The 16,602-nt window shown below is 73.7% G+C and carries 16 protein-coding genes; 12 read left to right on the top strand and 4 right to left on the bottom strand.

What is annotated here, in order from left to right:
* Positions 1-96 precede the first annotated feature (96 nt).
* Positions 97-1,116, top strand: coding sequence for a helix-turn-helix transcriptional regulator (locus ACZ58N_RS36075; RefSeq protein ID WP_471168970.1), 1,020 nt, complete (start codon positions 97-99; stop codon positions 1,114-1,116).
* Positions 1,117-1,156: 40 nt separating this feature from the next.
* Here ACZ58N_RS36075 and ACZ58N_RS36080 read toward each other — a convergent pair whose 3' ends face one another.
* A complete protein-coding gene (locus tag ACZ58N_RS36080; RefSeq protein ID WP_471168972.1) occupies positions 1,157-3,100 on the bottom strand; it encodes an AAA family ATPase in 1,944 nt (647 codons plus the stop codon).
* 391 nt (positions 3,101-3,491) lie between these two features.
* Positions 3,492-4,127 carry a uridine kinase family protein gene (locus tag ACZ58N_RS36085; protein ID WP_471168975.1) on the bottom strand — a complete coding sequence of 212 codons (636 nt, stop codon included), beginning with the start codon at positions 4,125-4,127 and terminating at the stop codon, positions 3,492-3,494.
* Between the two features lie 135 nt (positions 4,128-4,262).
* Here ACZ58N_RS36085 and ACZ58N_RS36090 point away from each other — a divergent pair, with 135 nt between their 5' ends.
* The 5 genes from ACZ58N_RS36090 to ACZ58N_RS36110 all read left to right on the top strand — a co-directional run bounded on the left by ACZ58N_RS36090 (position 4,263) and on the right by ACZ58N_RS36110 (position 8,777).
* Positions 4,263-5,669, top strand: a complete 1,407-nt coding sequence (locus tag ACZ58N_RS36090; protein WP_471168977.1) for a peptidase C39 family protein — start codon at positions 4,263-4,265, stop codon at positions 5,667-5,669.
* A gap of 83 nt (positions 5,670-5,752) precedes the next feature.
* Positions 5,753-6,184 carry an SPW repeat protein gene (locus ACZ58N_RS36095; protein ID WP_471168979.1) on the top strand — a complete coding sequence of 144 codons (432 nt, stop codon included), beginning with the start codon at positions 5,753-5,755 and terminating at the stop codon, positions 6,182-6,184.
* Between the two features lie 137 nt (positions 6,185-6,321).
* Positions 6,322-6,474, top strand: coding sequence for an SCO1431 family membrane protein (locus tag ACZ58N_RS36100; RefSeq protein WP_281205189.1), 153 nt, complete (start codon positions 6,322-6,324; stop codon positions 6,472-6,474).
* Between the two features lie 281 nt (positions 6,475-6,755).
* On the top strand, positions 6,756-7,457 hold the full coding sequence (locus ACZ58N_RS36105) for a TetR/AcrR family transcriptional regulator (RefSeq protein ID WP_471168983.1): 702 nt from the start codon (positions 6,756-6,758) through the stop codon (positions 7,455-7,457).
* 147 nt (positions 7,458-7,604) lie between these two features.
* The gene (locus tag ACZ58N_RS36110; protein ID WP_471168986.1) at positions 7,605-8,777 is read left to right on the top strand and encodes an acyl-CoA dehydrogenase family protein; all 1,173 of its coding nucleotides are present in this window, start codon (positions 7,605-7,607) and stop codon (positions 8,775-8,777) included.
* 72 nt (positions 8,778-8,849) lie between these two features.
* Here ACZ58N_RS36110 and ACZ58N_RS36115 read toward each other — a convergent pair whose 3' ends face one another.
* Positions 8,850-9,275 (bottom strand): hypothetical protein, encoded by a 426-nt coding sequence (locus ACZ58N_RS36115; protein ID WP_471168989.1) that lies wholly within the window; start codon positions 9,273-9,275, stop codon positions 8,850-8,852.
* A 250-nt stretch (positions 9,276-9,525) separates the two neighbouring features.
* On the opposite strand from ACZ58N_RS36115, the gene ACZ58N_RS36120 reads away from it, so the two are divergent.
* Entirely contained in the window at positions 9,526-10,659 is a 1,134-nt protein-coding gene (locus ACZ58N_RS36120; RefSeq protein WP_471168992.1) for an Rv3169 family protein, read from the top strand.
* A 36-nt stretch (positions 10,660-10,695) separates the two neighbouring features.
* Positions 10,696-11,796 carry a phosphotransferase family protein gene (locus ACZ58N_RS36125; protein WP_471168994.1) on the top strand — a complete coding sequence of 367 codons (1,101 nt, stop codon included), beginning with the start codon at positions 10,696-10,698 and terminating at the stop codon, positions 11,794-11,796.
* A 6-nt stretch (positions 11,797-11,802) separates the two neighbouring features.
* Here ACZ58N_RS36125 and ACZ58N_RS36130 read toward each other — a convergent pair whose 3' ends face one another.
* Positions 11,803-12,234 (bottom strand): hypothetical protein, encoded by a 432-nt coding sequence (locus tag ACZ58N_RS36130; RefSeq protein ID WP_471168997.1) that lies wholly within the window; start codon positions 12,232-12,234, stop codon positions 11,803-11,805.
* Positions 12,235-12,451: 217 nt separating this feature from the next.
* On the opposite strand from ACZ58N_RS36130, the gene ACZ58N_RS36135 reads away from it, so the two are divergent.
* From ACZ58N_RS36135 to fxsA, 4 genes are all read left to right on the top strand, one after another.
* Positions 12,452-12,892, top strand: a complete 441-nt coding sequence (locus ACZ58N_RS36135; RefSeq protein WP_030030904.1) for an Lrp/AsnC family transcriptional regulator — start codon at positions 12,452-12,454, stop codon at positions 12,890-12,892.
* 68 nt (positions 12,893-12,960) lie between these two features.
* Positions 12,961-14,595, top strand: a complete 1,635-nt coding sequence (locus ACZ58N_RS36140; RefSeq protein WP_471169000.1) for an amidohydrolase — start codon at positions 12,961-12,963, stop codon at positions 14,593-14,595.
* Positions 14,596-14,909: 314 nt separating this feature from the next.
* Positions 14,910-15,677, top strand: a complete 768-nt coding sequence (locus ACZ58N_RS36145; RefSeq protein WP_471169002.1) for a polyprenol monophosphomannose synthase — start codon at positions 14,910-14,912, stop codon at positions 15,675-15,677.
* 142 nt (positions 15,678-15,819) lie between these two features.
* A complete protein-coding gene (fxsA, locus tag ACZ58N_RS36150) occupies positions 15,820-16,407 on the top strand; it encodes an FxsA family membrane protein (protein WP_471169005.1) in 588 nt (195 codons plus the stop codon).
* Positions 16,408-16,602 lie beyond the last annotated feature (195 nt).

Genomic DNA, 16,602 nt, shown 5'->3' on the forward strand with positions numbered 1-16,602 from the left:
TCGGTCGGCCCGGTGGCCGACCGTCCTCGACGTCGTGGGGAAAGCCTCGCAACGAATCACGACACCCTCTGTCGTGTATGTCGGTAGGGTTTTCACATGCGCGCCGATCGGCTGGTCTCCCTCGTGCTGCTGCTGCGCCGGCGCGGTCGACTGTCCGCGGCGACGCTGGCCCGCGAACTGGAGGTGTCCACCCGCACCGTGCTGCGCGACATGGAGGCGCTGTCCGCCGCCGGCGTCCCCGTCCACGCCGAACGCGGCCGGCACGGCGGCTTCGCGCTGCTCCCCGGGTTCCGGACCGAACTCACCGGACTCAACCACGACGAGTCCCTCGCGCTCCTGGTCGCCGGATCCCGGCGCGGCGCGCAGGCGTTCGGCCTCGGCTCGGCGCTCGCCTCGGCCATGCTCAAAGTGGTCGACGCGCTGCCCGAAAGCCATCGGGACGCCGCGACCGGCGTGGCCGAGCGCCTGCTCATCGACCCGGAGACCGACCTCCTCTCACGCCGCGTGGCCGTCGAGGAGCTGTCCGACCCGGTCGTGTCCGAGATCAGGCGCGCGGTCTTCGCCGGACACAGGCTGCGCATCCACTACGCGGCGACGGACCGCCCGGCACGGTGGCGCACGGTGGACCCGATCGGCCTGGTCACCGTACGGGAGCGCGGCTACCTGCTGGCCACGCGAGCGGGCGAGGACCGCACCTACCGGCTGTCCCGGGTCCGGGCCGCGGAGGAACTCGACGAACCCGCGCAGCGGGCGGACCGGATCGATCTGGACCGGGCCTGGCGGGACCGCGGCTCGCGGTTCCGGACGGGCGGCGACCAGGTCACCGTGCTGCTCCTGCTGCAACCGGCCCGGCGGGAGGACCTGCTGGACACCGTGCTGGCCGTCCTCGCCGAGAAGCCCGACCCCGACGGCCGGCTACGGCTGACGGTGACCTTCCAGGACGCCCGGCACGCCGAATGGGCCCTGTGGCAGCTCGCCGCGCACGCCGAAGCCCTGACCCCGCACTGGTTGCGCGCCTCCCTGCGCGAGCGCGCCGCGGCGCTCGCCGGACACTACGGACCGACGCCGGGCCCGGAAGCCGCCACGTCCGGGCAACACGGCCCGGGGGCGTTGTGAAAGTCCCGCCCGGCCCGCGGCGCCACCTCCACAACACCGCCTAGAGCGGCGGCGACTCCGGCCGTTCCTGGGGCCCGCGGCCCGACAGGACCTCCCCGTACGCCTGCATCAGGTCCGCCAGCCGCAGCGTCGCCAGGTCGTCCCGCGAGGGCTCCCCGGCGAAGCCCGCCAGCCGCAGGTCCCGGTACGCGCAGCTCTTCTCGTACAGGGTCCGCAGGAAGCGGCCGTTGCCCAACTCGTCGATCCAGCCCTGTTCGACGACGTGCCCGCTGATGCTGCGCAGCTCCTCGACGGCCTCCTCGTCCCACCGGTCCCCGTTCGCCTCCGCGAGCACCCCGCCGATCGAGGTCAGTTCCGGCGGCCGGTAGCTGGGGAAGTCCACCCGGGTAGTGAAACGCGAGGACAGCCCCGGATTCGCGCCGAGGAGCCGGTCCATCCCCGCCGGATAGCCGGCCAGGATCACCACCAGGTGGTCCCGGTTGTCCTCGGCCCGCTTCAACAGCACCTGGAGGGCCTCGTCCCCGTACGCGTCCCCCTTGCTGTAGCCGGAGTTGGACAGGCTGTACGCCTCGTCGACGAACAGCACCCCGCCGATCGCCGAATCGATCAGCTCGTTCGCCTTCACCGCGGTCTGCCCCAGGAACTCGCCCACCAGATCAGCCCGTTGGGCCTCCACCAGATGGTCGCCGCCGAGCAACCCCAGTGCGTAGAACACCCGCCCCAGGATCCGCGCCACCGTGGTCTTGCCGGTGCCCGAGGGGCCCGAGAAGACGAAATGGCGTTTCGGCGGCTGCACCGGCAACCCCTGCGCGGCCCGCAGCCTGGCCATGTGCAACTGCGCCGACAGGGCCTTGACCTGCCGTTTGACCGGATCCAGCCCCACCATCCGCTCCAGCTCCGCCAGCGCCTCGGCCAGCGCGTGCGGATCGGCGGGCCCGGCCGGCAGCCCGGCCGGAGCGCCTTGCGGCGGAACGGACACCTTGTGCCGCACGCCCTCCAGTCCGCCCCCGCCCGCCGACGGTACGAAGCGCTGCTCGGGCGGGTCCAGCGGCGTCGGCGGATCCGCGTCCACCTGGCCGTCCGCCGCGACGTCCTGGAAGGGACCCCCGCCGAGCGCCACCGCCGCGTAGTCCCCACCGGCCGTCGACAGGCCGTGCCCCGCCAACCCCTCGGTGACGTGACCGGAGAGCCCCGCGTACCCGGCCATGTCGTCGGGGTCGCTGCTGTCCGCGATGGCGGTCAGCCGGGCCGCGGTGTCCATGAACGCCGGATCCACCCGGTGCACCGCCCGGTACAGCGGCAGCGCCGCGGCGCTGCGCCCCGTTCCCTCGTGCGCCCGCGCCAACCAGTACCGCAGCTCCTTGCGTTGCGGCTGCTCGCTGCGGCAGCGCATCAGCGCCGCCGACAGCATCGGTTCCGCCTGCCCGTACATCTCCAACCGCACCCGGGCCATGCCGCCGAACAGACCGGCCTCGATGCCCAGCAGCGGATCGTCCACCAGCGGCTCGGTGTGCCGCACCAACTGCTCCCAGTCCTTGACCAGGTAGGCGCGGCAGGCGTGCAGGAAACGCACCTGGGGATCGGTGTCCACCGGCGGCAGCGCGGCGAGGGCCTGGTCCAGCTCCGGCACGTGCCGGCCGTCCAGCCAGTGCGAGGCGTGGGCCAACAGCAGGTCACGCCGGCTCTCCAGCACCGGCTGCACCCACCAGCCCAACCAGTACCAGGAGTTGAGCGTCCGCCGGTGCCGCGCCCGCTGCTCGCCGAAGCGGTCCCGGTGCGCGTACATGCGGAGCAGGGCGTTGCTGGTGTCCACGCGGAGCGCGTGCAGGCCCAACCAGGCGTCGGCCATGGCGGGATCGAACCTGACGGCCGACCGGAACTCCTCCTCGGCCTGCGGATAGGCGCCCATGGTGCAGGCGTCCACCCCGCGAAGCCAGGCGAGTTCGGCCGGGGCGTGTGCGCTGCCCGGCATGCCGAAGTCCATCACATCCCCCACAAGCCAGCCCCGTGGTACGCGACAACCCCCGTGCTGTGCACGCGAGTTGTACACCCCGCCGATGAAATCAGGGCTGCATCGTACCTGCGGTGACGCACCTTACCCAGGGTGCGGCGGGGACGGGTCGCGCGTGCGCTCCGGACGCGCATGGTAACGCACGGTGAGAAGAAGTGGGGGAGGGGCCCGCCGGGCGCCGGCCGGGGTCCGCGCCGGGAGGCGGCAGGAAGCCCCCGGTCACGGGGGAACGACCGGGGGCTCCACGGCCGCGGCCGCCTTGGCGGACCGCGCATTTCAGAACGTAAGGCCGCCGTCGGGCGGTGGTCAAGCGGCTCGGAGGGCTGCCTCCGGGCGCCTGACCGACGCCTTTCCGAGCCGGCGGTCAGGCCTGGGGCAGCCCGTCGCTCTCGGTGACGGAAGTGGTCGTTCCCGGGGTCGCAGCAGCCCCGGAAGTCCACTCGTATCCCGTACCGCTCTGGCGCACCAGGATGTCGGCGAAGGGGCGCGAAGGGTCGTCCGAGAAGTGCGCGCGCTCGGCGCGCTCCCACCCGTCCCAGAAGTCGGAAAGTTCACGCCCGTCCCGGTTCCTCCCACGCCCCCAGGAGGTCTCGCGGGCGGTCTCCATCCACAGCAGCCGCGCCAGCCGCGGCCGCAGGGCCCGCCTGCCGGCCCCGACGCCCTCGACGAGCACCACCGGCGCCGGTTCCAGTACCCGCTGCGGCCCGAAGCGCCGTTCCACCCAGTCGTACGGGGCCCAGTGCGCGGCCCGGCCCGCCGCCAGCGGCTCCAGCACCTGCGCGTCCAGCCGGTGCCACCAGTCGAACAGTTCCTCGTGGGTGGCCACGTCGTCGAGGTGGAGCACCGGCGCCCCGGCCAAGGCCCCGGCGAGGGCGGCGGCGAAGGTGCTCTTCCCCGATCCGGCGTGCCCGTCGACCCCGATCAGCCGGACCGGGCCGAGGGAGGGCGGCAGGGCGGCGAGTTCCCGTGCGAGTGACTCAAGCGACTGCTGTGGTTCCACCCGGCCAGCTTAGGCGGCCCGTTCGGAGGCAGTGTTCACCCCGACACGTGCCCGTGGCTTCGGCCCCCGGCCCGCGGGAACTGGAAGGGTGGACGAGCCGATCCACCCGCACCCGACCCCTGGGGGCCAACGCCGATGACCGCACCCACGCCGCGCCGGGCCCTCCTGGCCGTCGCCCTCGCCGCCGCCACCGCGGTCGGCCTCCCCGGGGGACGGGCCTCGGCCGGCCCGGCCCCGTCCTCCGCCCCGGGAACCGGACCCGTACCCGCACCCGCCGCCGGCGGGGACGCCGCCGCGACCGCCACCACCCGGACCGTCGACAACCGGTTCTGGTACTCCCTCGCCCACTGGCGGGCCGGGACCCACAACGGCACCGCCGCCGTCGACGGCGCCCGCCCCGGCCTGGAGATCGCGACGCCGGTCGGCCGCACCGTTCACACCGACCCCCACACGGCCAGGAAGGCCACCTGGGAGTACGCCACCTGGACCTCGCCGGTCCACCGGTCCACGGTTCCCGCCACCGAGGCCATCGCCTCGTGGAACGCCCGCACCCCCGCCGGCACCTGGATCCGGATCGAACTGCGCGGCACCTACACCGACGGCAAGGCCACCCCCTGGTACGTGATGGGCCGCTGGGCCGCCGGGGACGGCGACATCCGCCGCTCCTCCGTCGACGGCCAGACCGACGGCCGGACCACCGTCCGGACCGACAGCCTCGCCGTCGACAACCCCGCGTCCGGCGTCCGGATCAAGGACTGGCAGCTGCGCCTGACCCTGTACCGGACGCCCGGCGCCGACCTGGGCCCCACCGTCTGGCTGGCCGGCGCGATGGTCTCCGACGTCCCCGACCGGTTCGCCGTCACCGCCTCCACGCCCTCCGGGAAGGGCCACGAACTCAAGGTCCCGCGCTACTCGCAGGAGATCCACGCCGGCCGGTACCCGGAGTACGACAACGGCGGCGAGGCCTGGTGCAGCCCCACCTCCTCGCAGATGGTGGTGGAGTTCTGGGGCGGCCGAGCGTCGGCGAAGGCTCTGTCCTGGGTCAAGGCCGGCTACCAGGACCCCCAGGTCTGCCACGCGGCCCGCTCCACCTACGACGCCGCCTACAAGGGCTGCGGCAACTGGCCCTTCAACGCCGCCTACGCCGCCACCTACCGGGGCCTCGGGGGCGTCGTCACCCGGCTCGCGTCCCTCACCGACCTGGAGACCCTGGTCCGGGCCGGGATCCCGGTCATCACCTCGCTGTCCTTCCGCGCGGAGGAACTCACCGGCGCGGGCTACGGCACGGCGGGCCACCTGATGACCGTGATCGGCTTCACCGCCTCCGGGGACGTGATCGCGAACGACCCCAACTCGCGCGACAACCCCGCCGTCCGTCGCGTCTACAAGCGTCGGGAGTGGGAGAACAACTGGCTGCGCACCAAGCGCCACAACGCCGCCGGGAAGACCGTCTCCGGTACGGGGGGCATCTGCTACCTCTACGGTCCGGCCCGACCGGGCCCGGTCCAGGCCGCCGCCTTGAAGGCGGTCGGCGTGTTGTGAGGATGCCCTCTGGCACGGAGGAGTCAAAAGTCGGAATATGGGGATAAAGGGCACATAAGGCTTCTCATAGGAGGCAGCCCGCCATGACCACCCATCCGAGAATCGAAAGCCACCCGGACCTCGCCGAAATGCGGACCAGGTTCGAGCGGGTGACCAGCACTCCCGCGGCGCAGGCAGTCGAGGCGCTGGCCCTGATCACGGGCCTGTACCTGGCCGTCTCGCCGTGGATCGCGGGGTTCAGCGCGCTCTCGCCGCTGGCCATCAACAACCTCATCGCCGGTCTGGCGTTCTGCCTGTGCATGGGCGGACTCGGGTCGGCGTACGAGCGCACGCACGCGATGGCCTGGACGGCCGTCGCGATCGGCGCCTGGACGATCATCGCCCCGTGGGTCATCGCCGGTGAGATGGACACGACCCGCAGCGTGGTCAGCAACGTCATCACCGGAGCCGTCGCCCTCTGCCTGGGTCTGGCCATGGTGGCCATGGGCGGCCGCCGCCGGGACGGCATGACCTGACCGTACGCGGTACCCCTCACCGGGTCCCGGTCGAAGTCCGCGCGAGCGGCTCCGGCCGGGGCCCGGCGGCGTGACGCGCGCCACCAGTGACGATCGTCTCCACCACAAAAGCCGCGTACGCCGGCACATTGGACGGCATGACCGCAGACAGCCCCGCCCTCAACGCCGCCACCCCCAGCACCGTCGCCACCGGCGGGCCCGACGAGGGCTCCTCGTGGTTGGAGCACGTGCTCGGTTGGACCCTCGTGGTGGTCGTCGCCATGTTCGTCACCCAGGTCGGCTGGATGTAGGTCACGTCGGAGCTCGGGCGACGGCTCCCGTCCCACGCCCCCGTCCGGCGTCCGGTCGAAGGCGGGCGCGCCGCCCGCGCGGCCGAGCGGCATCCCGACGAGGAATCCGGCGCCGAGGCCCCCCGGGTCGGCCTCCGTGAAGGACGGCACCGACAGCAGCGGCGTACGGGCCGCGAGCGCGGGCTCGCGACCGCGACAGGAACCACGGGGAGGACCCGGCTCGGGCGCGCAGGTCTGCCATACTGCGGGCATCCTGTGGCAGTTCGAGGCGGGGGCTGAATTTGCATCGTGGTCAACAGCGGGGCGGGACCAGCCGTTCGCAGGTTCGACGGGCCGAACTCATAGCCACCGGCCGGAAGTTGTTCGCCGGTACCTCGTACGACGCCCTGTCCATGGATGACATCGCCAAGCAGGCCGGCGTCGCCAAGGGACTGATCTACTACTACTTCACGAGCAAGCGCGGCTACTACCTCGCCATCGTCGAGGACTCCGTCGCCGAACTCGTCGCCCGCGCCGGCCGGGACAGGGACCTCCCCGGCGCCGAGCGCGTCCGCCGCACCATCGACGGCTACCTCCACTACGCCGAGCACCACCAGGCCGCCTACCGCACCATCGTCACCGGAGGCGTCGGCTCGGACGCGGAGGTGCTCGCGATCCGGGACGCCGTGCGCGAGGAGCTCACGGCCACCATCGCGGAGGGCGCCTACGGCACCCGTACCGTCCCGCCCCTCGCCCGGCTCGCCCTCGTCGGCTGGCTCTCCGGCGTCGAGGGCGTCACCCTGGACTGGATCGGCGCCCTGGGGGCGGACGGGCAGCCCGACCGGGACGCCGTCGGAGTGCTGCTCGTACGCCAGCTCCGTGCGACGCTGACCGTGATCGAGGAGTTCGTCCCGCAGTGTCCGGCCCCTCCGGCGGTCCTGGACGCGGCGTCGAAGCCCCTCGGCGACGGTGATGATCAAGCACCGGTGACGGAAAGCGTCTGATCGGGCATACTCAACCCGCCGCAGCCGCTCTTCGAGCCCTTCCGTGACCCGGGAGGGCCGTGTCGGCTGTGAGAGCACCACAACCCGGCGGCGCGTCCCACACCTCACGCGTCGCCGCCGCGCCCGACCAGGGAGGAGAGCGCCGCCATGACCGACCGCGCCCCACAGACGGTGGACCGTCAGCTGCCCACCGAGGAGTCCCGCGACCTCCTGGCGCTCGTGCGCGAGATCGCCCAGCGGGAGATCCGCCCCCTGGCCGCGGACGAGGAGGAGGCCGGCCGGTTCCCCCGCGAGGTCTTCACCCTGCTGTCCGAGTCCGGGCTGCTCGGTCTCCCGTACGCCGGCGAGTTCGGCGGCGGCGACCAGCCGTACGAGGTCTACCTCCAGGTCCTGGAGGAGCTCGCGGCGGCCCGCCTGACGGTCGGCCTCGGCGTCAGCGTCCACTCCCTGGCCTGCCACGGCCTGGCCGGCTACGGCACCAAGGAGCAGCGGGGCGTCCACCTGCCCGACATGCTCGGCGGCGGGCTGCTGGGCGCCTACTGCCTGTCCGAGCCGGCCGCCGGCTCGGATGCCGCCTCCCTCACCACCAAGGCCGTCCGCGACGGCGACGACTGGGTGATCACCGGCACCAAGGCCTGGATCACCCACGGCGGGGTCGCCGACTTCTACACCGTCCTGGCGCGCACCGGCGTGCCCGGCCCCAAGGGCATCACGGCCTTCCTGGTCCCCGGCGACGCCCCGGGCCTGACGGCGGCCGTCCCCGAGAAGAAGATGGGCATGAAGGGCTCGCCCACCGCCCAGCTCCACTTCGACGGCGTACGGGTTCCCGACGCGCGGCGGATCGGCGACGAGGGCCAGGGCTTCTCCATCGCGCTGGCCGCCCTCGACGCGGGTCGGCTGGGCATCGCGGCCTGTGCCATCGGCGTCGCGCAGGCCGCCCTGGACGAGGCCCTCGCGTACGCGCTGGGTCGCAAGCAGTTCGGGCACCCCATCGCCGACTTCCAGGGCCTGCGCTTCATGCTGGCCGACATGGCCACGAAGATCGAGGCGGGTCGGGCCCTGTACCTGGCCGCCGCGCGCCTGCGGGACGCGGGCAAGCCCTTCTCCCGGCAGGCCGCGATGGCGAAGCTGTTCTGCACGGACGCGGCGATGGCCGTGACCACGGACGCCGTCCAGGTCCTCGGCGGCTACGGCTACACGGCCGACTTCCCCGTGGAACGGCTGATGCGCGAGGCGAAGGTGCTCCAGATCGTGGAGGGCACCAACCAGATCCAGCGCATGGTCATCGCCCGGCACCTGGCCGGCCCCGAGACGCGCTGAACGAAGCCCGCGACCCCGCGCCCCGGGATCCGGCGGCCCCACCCGACCCCGCGCGGCCCCCGGCCCGCGGGGTCAGCCGTCGTACAGGGGGCCGCTGGGCCAGATCGGCGACGAGGCGACCCGGTGCCACTCGGGGTCGCGCCGCCCGGGCACGGTGCGGCCCGCCTCGGTCCAGCGGGCGATCAGGTCGCGGTAGATGGGCGGGTCGGGGCGCCGCGGCCGGGCCGCCTGCCGGTCCTCCGGGTGCGGCCGGTCCGCCGCCGACCGGCCCGCCCGCAGGCGCTCGGCCTGGAGGCGTTCGGCTTGCAGGCGTTCGGCCCGGAGGCGTTCCGCCTGGCGGTGTTCGGCCTGTGACCGGTCCGTGGCCTGTGACCGGTCCGTCGCCGGTGGCCGGTCCCCGAGGTGGCGATCCGCCTGCTGAACCGATTCTTCGAATCCGGGGGGTGTAGCCCGCCTGCGGCGTCCCGTCCGTGACGGGGAGGACTCAATCGTGCTCATGCAGGGGCAACGTCGGGCGTCCGCCCCGGGTAATCGCCACCCGGTCCCGCCCATCCGTTCGACCCCTCCCACCGGCCGCCCGTACGACCACCGCACCGGCGCGGGCGGGTGTGGCGGAGCCGGTGCGGGCGGGGGTGGCCGGCCGTGCCGGGCTGTCAGGATGTGCCACAACTATGGCCCCCGGCCGAGATTCTGACGTACCGTCATATCCGCTGTGCAGCGCCCCGCCCCCGCGCCCCGGAGGTTTGCCATGCCCGCGGACCGTCCTGTTCCGCTCGACGAATACCCCATCCACCAGGCCCCTTTGTCGATGAAGCACCTCGTCAGCGGCGACCGCAACGCCTACGACCGCTGCATCTTCCACGTCTTCGACCACGCCGGCCGGGCCGTCCTCATCCTGGGCCTCGGGGTCTACCCCAACGCCGGGGTCATCGACGCCTACGCCACGCTGCGCACCGGCGACGAACTCCGCGCGGTGCGGGCCTCCGACGCCCTCACGGACGACCGGATGAACCTCCGCGTCGGCCCGCTGTCCGTCACCGTCGACGTCCCGCTCCGGAAGTTCAGCCTCAGGTGCGAACCCGATCCGGCGGATCCCGACGGGCTCTCCTACGACCTCACCTGGACCGGCGCCTTCCCCGCCGTCTGGGAGCCCCACCACGTCCAACGCCGCGGCGACCGCCTGATGCTGGAGGGCCGCCGCTTCGTCCAGGCGGGCGACGTCACCGGCCGCATCCGGACCGGGGGCGAGGAGATCACGCTGACGGCGGGGGAGTGGACCGGCACCCGCGACCGCAGCTGGGGCGTCCGCCCGATCCCCGGCGAGGACGGCGGGCGGGAGGCGCAGGAGCACCGCCCCGAGGGCTTCCACTGGCTCTGGATCCCGGTCCGGTTCGAGGACCGCTTCCTGATGGTCATCGCCCAGGAGGACGCCGACGGCCACCGCACCCTCAACGAGGCCGTCCAGGTCTTCCCCGAGGACAGCGGCCGACGCGACGTCCAGCTCGGCTGGCCGCACACCGAGATCCGCTACCGGCCGGGCACCCGGCACCCGGAGAGCGCGGTCGTCCACCTGACCGACCCCTCCCGCAAACCGCTCGAACTGGGCGTGGAGATCCTCGCCTCCTCCCCGCTGGCCATCGGCGCCGGCTACCCGCCCGCCACCGACTGGCAGCACGGAACCTGGCAGGGCCGCGGTTGGACCGACCGCCGCACCTACGACCTCTCCGATCCCGCCGCCCACCCGATGGCCGCCTTCGGCGTCACCGACCACTCGGCCCGGTTCACCCTCGACGGCCGGATCGGCCACGGGATCTTCGAACACGGCAGCTTCGGCCGCCACGACCCCACCGGCTTCACGGACCACTCCTCCGTCGCCCCCTGACCCCCGCTGCCCGCAGCCCCGAAGGAAGGGCCGGTCATGGCCGCCACCGCTCCACGTCCCCGCACCTCCACCCGCGAGCCGGAGGAACTCGCCCGCCGCCTCACCGCCTGGCTCGACGCACGGCTCCCCGGTGCCCGCGTCACCAACGTCCACGTCCCGGGCTCCAACGGCATGTCGAGCGAGACCCTCCTCTTCGACATCGAACACCCGAGCACCCCGCTGCGGGAGTGCGCCCTGCGGCTCGCCGCGGACCCGGCCGCCTACACCGTGTTCCCCACCTACGACATGCCGCGCCAGCACCGGGTGATGGACCTGGTCGCCCGCCACACGGACGTTCCCGTCCCGCGCGTGCAATGGCTGGAGGAGGACCCGGCCCCGCTGGGCTCCCCGTTCTTCGTCATGGCCCGCGCCGAGGGCCGGGTACCGCCGGACGTGATGCCCTACACGTACGAGGGCAACTGGCTGCACGCCGCGACCGACGCGGAACGGGCGACGCTCCAGGAGGCGAGCATCTCCCTGTTGGCCCGCCTGCACGACGGGTTCCCGGCCCAGGAGGCCGCGTTCCTGCTGCCGCCGGGGGAGGGGAGTCCGCTGCGCCGACACGTCGACGCGCAGCGCGCCTACTACGCGTGGGTGGTGGACGGCCTGGCCCCCTCACCGCTCGTGGAGCGCGCCTTCGAACGGTTGGAGGAACTCTGGCCCGCCGACGAGGGCGACCCCGTCCTCAACTGGGGCGACGCCCGCATCGGGAACGTCATCTACCAGCCGGACGGCTTCGAACCCGTCGCGGTCCTGGACTGGGAGATGGCCGCCTGCGCCCCGCGCGAGGTCGACCTGGGCTGGACGGTGTTCCTGCACCGCTTCTTCCAGGACCTGACCGTCGGCTTCGGCCAGCCCGGCCTGCCCGACTTCCTGCGCCGCGAGGACCTGGAACGCCGCTACGCGGAGCTGACCGGTCACGTACCGCGGGACATGGAGTTCCACACGCTGTACGCCGCCCTGCGGCACGGGATCGTGATGCTGCGCATCGCCTACCGGCAGGCGCACTTCGGGGAGGTCGAGGTCCCCGCCGATCCCGACGGCCTGATCCTGCACCATGCCGGACTCGCCGCCATGGTGCAGGGGACGTACTGGTAGTCGGCCTCAGGCGGCCTGCGCGTGCCGGCGCATCTGCGGCAGCGGGGCCGCCCCCGGCCGCACCGGGCGCGAACCCGGACCGCCCACGTGCGAGAAGGGCTGCGTCCGCCAGTCCAGGCCCTGCGGCAGGTCGATGCGGACGACGGCCTCCAGCTCCGACTGGAGCAGGCCCAGGATGGGCAGCGCGTCCGAGACCGGCCGCCCGGTGCCCGCGCACACCGTGAGCCCGAACGGGTTCCACGGCGTCAGGCAGAGCGCGTGCTGCGGCAGGTGCTCCTCGTCCGCGACGAGGGCGATCGACTGCGCGCAGTCGGGGCAGACCGCGTGGTGGACGTCGAAGTCCTCGGGTTCGAGGTGGTCGTCGTCCTCCGCGTACGCGGAGTCGAGCAGTTCCAGGGGCTCCGGTTCGGTGCGACCGGCGCGCTTGGTGTTCGGCATGGATGTATTCCCCCTTGGATGGGCCGGGCGGTCAGGTTCTTCGGCCACGGCCACAGCAAGCACTTCCCGTCGCGCGGCACGAGTAACCACACGCGCGCGTTATACGCCCGTACACGCCTGTGGCATTCGTCACATGCCCGCCGCAGGTGCCACTTCTGCGTGGACAGCGCTGTGCCTGGAGCGGTTCCGGGCCGTAGGTTGAGCGGCTATGAGCGCAATGGAGGAGCTGGACCGCCAGATCGTGGATCTGCTCGTACGGGACGGGCGGATGAGCTACACGGACCTGGGCAAGGCCACCGGACTGTCCACGTCGGCGGTCCATCAACGAGTACGCCGGCTGGAGCAGCGCGGAGTGATCCGCGGATACGCGGCCGTGGTCGACCCGGAGGCCGTCGGGCTGCCCCTGACCGCGTTCATCTCGGTCAAGCCGTTCGACCCCAGTGCCCCGGACGACATCGCGGACCGGCTGGCCGGCGTCCCCGAGATCGAGGCCTGCCACAGCGTCGCCGGCGACGAGAACTACATCCTGAAGGTCCGGGTGGCCACCCCGCTGGAGCTGGAGGACCTGCTGGGCCGGCTGCGCGCCCTGGCCCATGTCGCCACCCGCACGACCGTCGTCCTCTCCACCCCCTACGAGGCCCGGCCGCCCCGGGTCTGACCCCCCGGCCGCCGCCGCCCGCGCACCCGGGTCCCGGCGGGTCGGGCACAGGGGCCAGACTGGTCCGCATGACTGACCGCACCGCCGCCTCCGCCGACGCCGTCGGAGCCACCGCACCCGCCCGTACCGTCCTCCTGCGCGGCGGTGAGGTGCACAGCCCCGCCGACCCGTTCGCCACCGCGATGGTCGTCGAGCGCGGGCACATCGCCTGGGTCGGCTCCGAGGGCGCCGCCGACGCCTTCGCCCGGGGCGTCGACGAGGTCGTCGACCTGGACGGGGCGCTCGTCACCCCCGCCTTCACCGACGCCCACGTCCACACCACCTCGGCCGGACTCGCCCTCACCGGCCTGGACCTGACGGGCGCCCGCTCGCTGCCCGACGCGCTGGAGCTCGTCCGGGCGTACGCCGCGGCCCGGCCCGGCGACCGGGTCCTCCTCGGGCACGGCTGGGACGCCGCCCGTTGGCCCGAACGCCGCGCCCCGCGCCGGGCGGAGCTCGACGCGGCGGCCGGCGGCCGGCCGCTCTACCTGAGCCGGATCGACGTCCACTCGGCCGTCGTCACCACCGCCCTGCTGGAACTGGTGCCGGCCGTGCGGCCCGACGGGGACGAGCCGCTCACCCGCGACGACCACCACGCCGTCCGGCGGGCCGCCCTGGCAGCCGTCACCCCCGCCCAGCGCGCCGAGGCCCAGCGGGCCGCCCTGGACCGTGCGGCGTCCCTCGGCATCGGCTCCGTGCACGAGTGCGGCGGGCCGGACATCTCCTCCGAGGAGGACTTCACGGCCCTGCTGGAGCTGGCGGCGCAGCGCCCCGGACCGCGCGTGTTCGGCTACTGGGCCGACCGCGACCTCGACCGCGCGAAGGCGCTCGGCGCGGTCGGCGCCGCCGGTGACCTGTTCGTGGACGGGGCCCTCGGCTCGCACACCGCCTGCCTGCACGCCCCGTACACCGACGCCCCGCACATCGGGACGGGCTACCTGGGCGCCGCCGAGGTCGCCGAGCACGTCGCCGCCTGCACCCGGGCCGGCCTCCAGGCCGGGTTCCACGCGATCGGCGACGCCGCCCTGACCGCCGTCGTCGAGGGGGTCCGCGCGGCGGCCGAGGAGGTCGGCCTCGCCCGGGTCCGCGCGGCCAGGCACCGCGTCGAGCACGCCGAGATGATGACCCCGGCGACCATCGCCGCCTTCGCCGAACTCGGCCTGACCGCCTCCGTCCAGCCCGCCTTCGACGCCGCCTGGGGCGGCGAGGACGGCATGTACGCGGACCGGCTGGGTGCCGACCGCGCGCGGACCCTGAACCCCTACGCGGCCATGCTCAAGGCGGGCATCCCGCTCGCCTTCGGCTCGGACGCGCCGGTGACCCCCCTCGACCCGTGGGGGACCGTGCGCGCGGCCGCCTTCCACCGCACTCCCGAGCACCGGATCTCCGTCCGCGCCGCCTTCACCGCGCACACCCGGGGTGGCTGGCGGGCCGTGGGCCGGGACGACGCGGGCATCCTCGTCCCTGGCGCCCCGGCCGACTACGCGATCTGGCAGACGCGGGAGCTGGTGGTCCAGGCCCCCGACGACCGGGTCGCCCGCTGGTCCACCGACCCGCGCTCCGGCACCCCCGGCCTGCCCGATCTGAGTCCCGGCGCCGACCTGCCGGTGTGCCTCGCGACGGTCGTCGGCGGCCGGGAGGCATTCGTACGCCCACAGGGGTGATCCGCCCGGCCTCGGTTCGGTCCGGGCGCCCGGGGCCGGATAGGTTCGGCCCGGTCCACCGCGGGACGCCCGTACCGGACGGAGCCGTCTGCTCAGCGCACCCGCGCCTCGGGGGCGAGGGAAGGTTTCGCCGTGCGGCAGGTGGCTCCGGATCGGGGCCCGGCGGTCCAGTAGACAACGGTCACGGTGACCCGCAGCCAGCGGGCGCCGAGCCGGCCCGAAGGCCCGCCGGCCCCGATCGCTGTTCTAAAATCATCCAGTAGTGACGGGACGTGCCAGGCGGGCTGGACGTGAAGAACACGCAAGGGGACCTAGTGAGCGACGGCGGACAGCGGACCAACGGACCGCTCGGCACCACCCTGGTGATCATTCCGACGTACAACGAGGCGGAGAACATCGGCCTCATCGTCGGTCGGGTGCGCGCCGCGGTCCCCGAGGCCCACATCCTCGTCGCGGACGACAACAGCCCCGACGGGACCGGCAAGCTCGCCGACGAGCTCTCCGCCGATGACGAGCACGTGCACGTCCTGCACCGCAAGGGCAAGGAGGGCCTCGGCGCCGCCTACCTCGCGGGCTTCGCCTGGGGCCTGGAGCACGGCTACGGGGTCATCGTCGAGATGGACGCCGACGGCTCCCACCAGCCGGAGGAACTGCCCCGCCTGCTCACGGCGCTCCAGGGGGCCGACCTCGTCCTGGGTTCGCGCTGGGTGCCGGGCGGCCGGGTGGTGAACTGGCCCAAGAGCCGGGAGTTCCTCTCCCGCGGCGGGTCCACCTACTCCCGGCTCATGCTGGACGTGCCGATCCGCGACGTCACCGGCGGCTACCGCGCGTTCCGCCGCGAGACCCTGGAGGGGCTCGGCCTCCAGGAGGTCGCCTCCGCCGGCTACTGCTTCCAGGTCGACCTGGCGCGTCGCGCCGTCCGCAAGGGCTTCCGCGTGGTGGAGGTGCCCATCACCTTCGTCGAGCGCGAGCTCGGCGACAGCAAGATGAGCAAGGACATCGTGGTCGAGGCCCTGTGGCGGGTCACGCAGTGGGGCTTCAAGGAGCGCGCGGCGAAGCTGACGGGCAAGCGTCCCTCCTGAACCCGTCCGGACCGCGCGGGACCGTGTTCGACATCGTTTCCGCAGGTCCGACCGGGTGTCGCAGGGGCCGGGCATCCCCTAGGGGATGTCCGGTACCTCCGACTGAGCTCGTTCTTAACCCGGTCCGGGCACACTGGGTGGTATGACGACCGGCATTTCGACGGCCCCCCGGCGGCGCTCGCCCGCCCGCACCTTCATCCCCCTGGCGGTCGCCGCCTGGCTCATCCTGGAGATCTGGCTGCTCGGCCTGGTCGCCGACGCCGCCGGCGGCCTGACCGTCGCGGCCCTCATCGCCGGCTCCATGGTGCTCGGCGTGGTGCTCATCAAGCGGGCCGGGCGGCGCGCCTTCCAGAACCTGACCCGGACCTTCCAGCAGGCCCAGGAGCAGGCCATGGCCGGCCAGGTCCCCTCCCCACAGCCCACCAAGGGCTCGGGCAACGGCCTGACCATGCTGGCGGGGCTGCTGCTGATCCTGCCCGGCATGCTCTCCGACGTGGCCGCGCTGCTCCTGCTGCTGCCCCCGGTGCGTGCCCTGATCGCCCGCCGGACCGAGCGCGCCCTGGAGCGCAGGATGGCCGCCTCCGCCCCCGGTGGCCTCGGCGACGCCTTCAACCAGGCCCGCATCCACCGCCCCGACGGCAAGGTCGTCCCGGGCGAGGTCATCCGTGAGGACGGGCCCGGGCAGCAGCAGGGCCCCGACACCACCTACCGTCCGCCACTGACCCCGTAGGACCGGCGCCCGGGCGGGGGGGGGGGGGGGGGGGGGGGGGAGGGGGGGAAGGGGGGGGGGGGGGGGGGGGGGGGGGGGGGGGGGGGAGGGGAGAGGAGGGGGGGGGGGGGGGGGGGGGGGGGGGGGGGAGGACTGGGCGGGGTGGGGGTTGTTTCTGTAGGGTCTTCTGGGGAGGTGGTGGCAGAGAAGACGGAC

It is taken from the genome of Streptomyces sp. NPDC040432 (assembly GCF_055595445.1).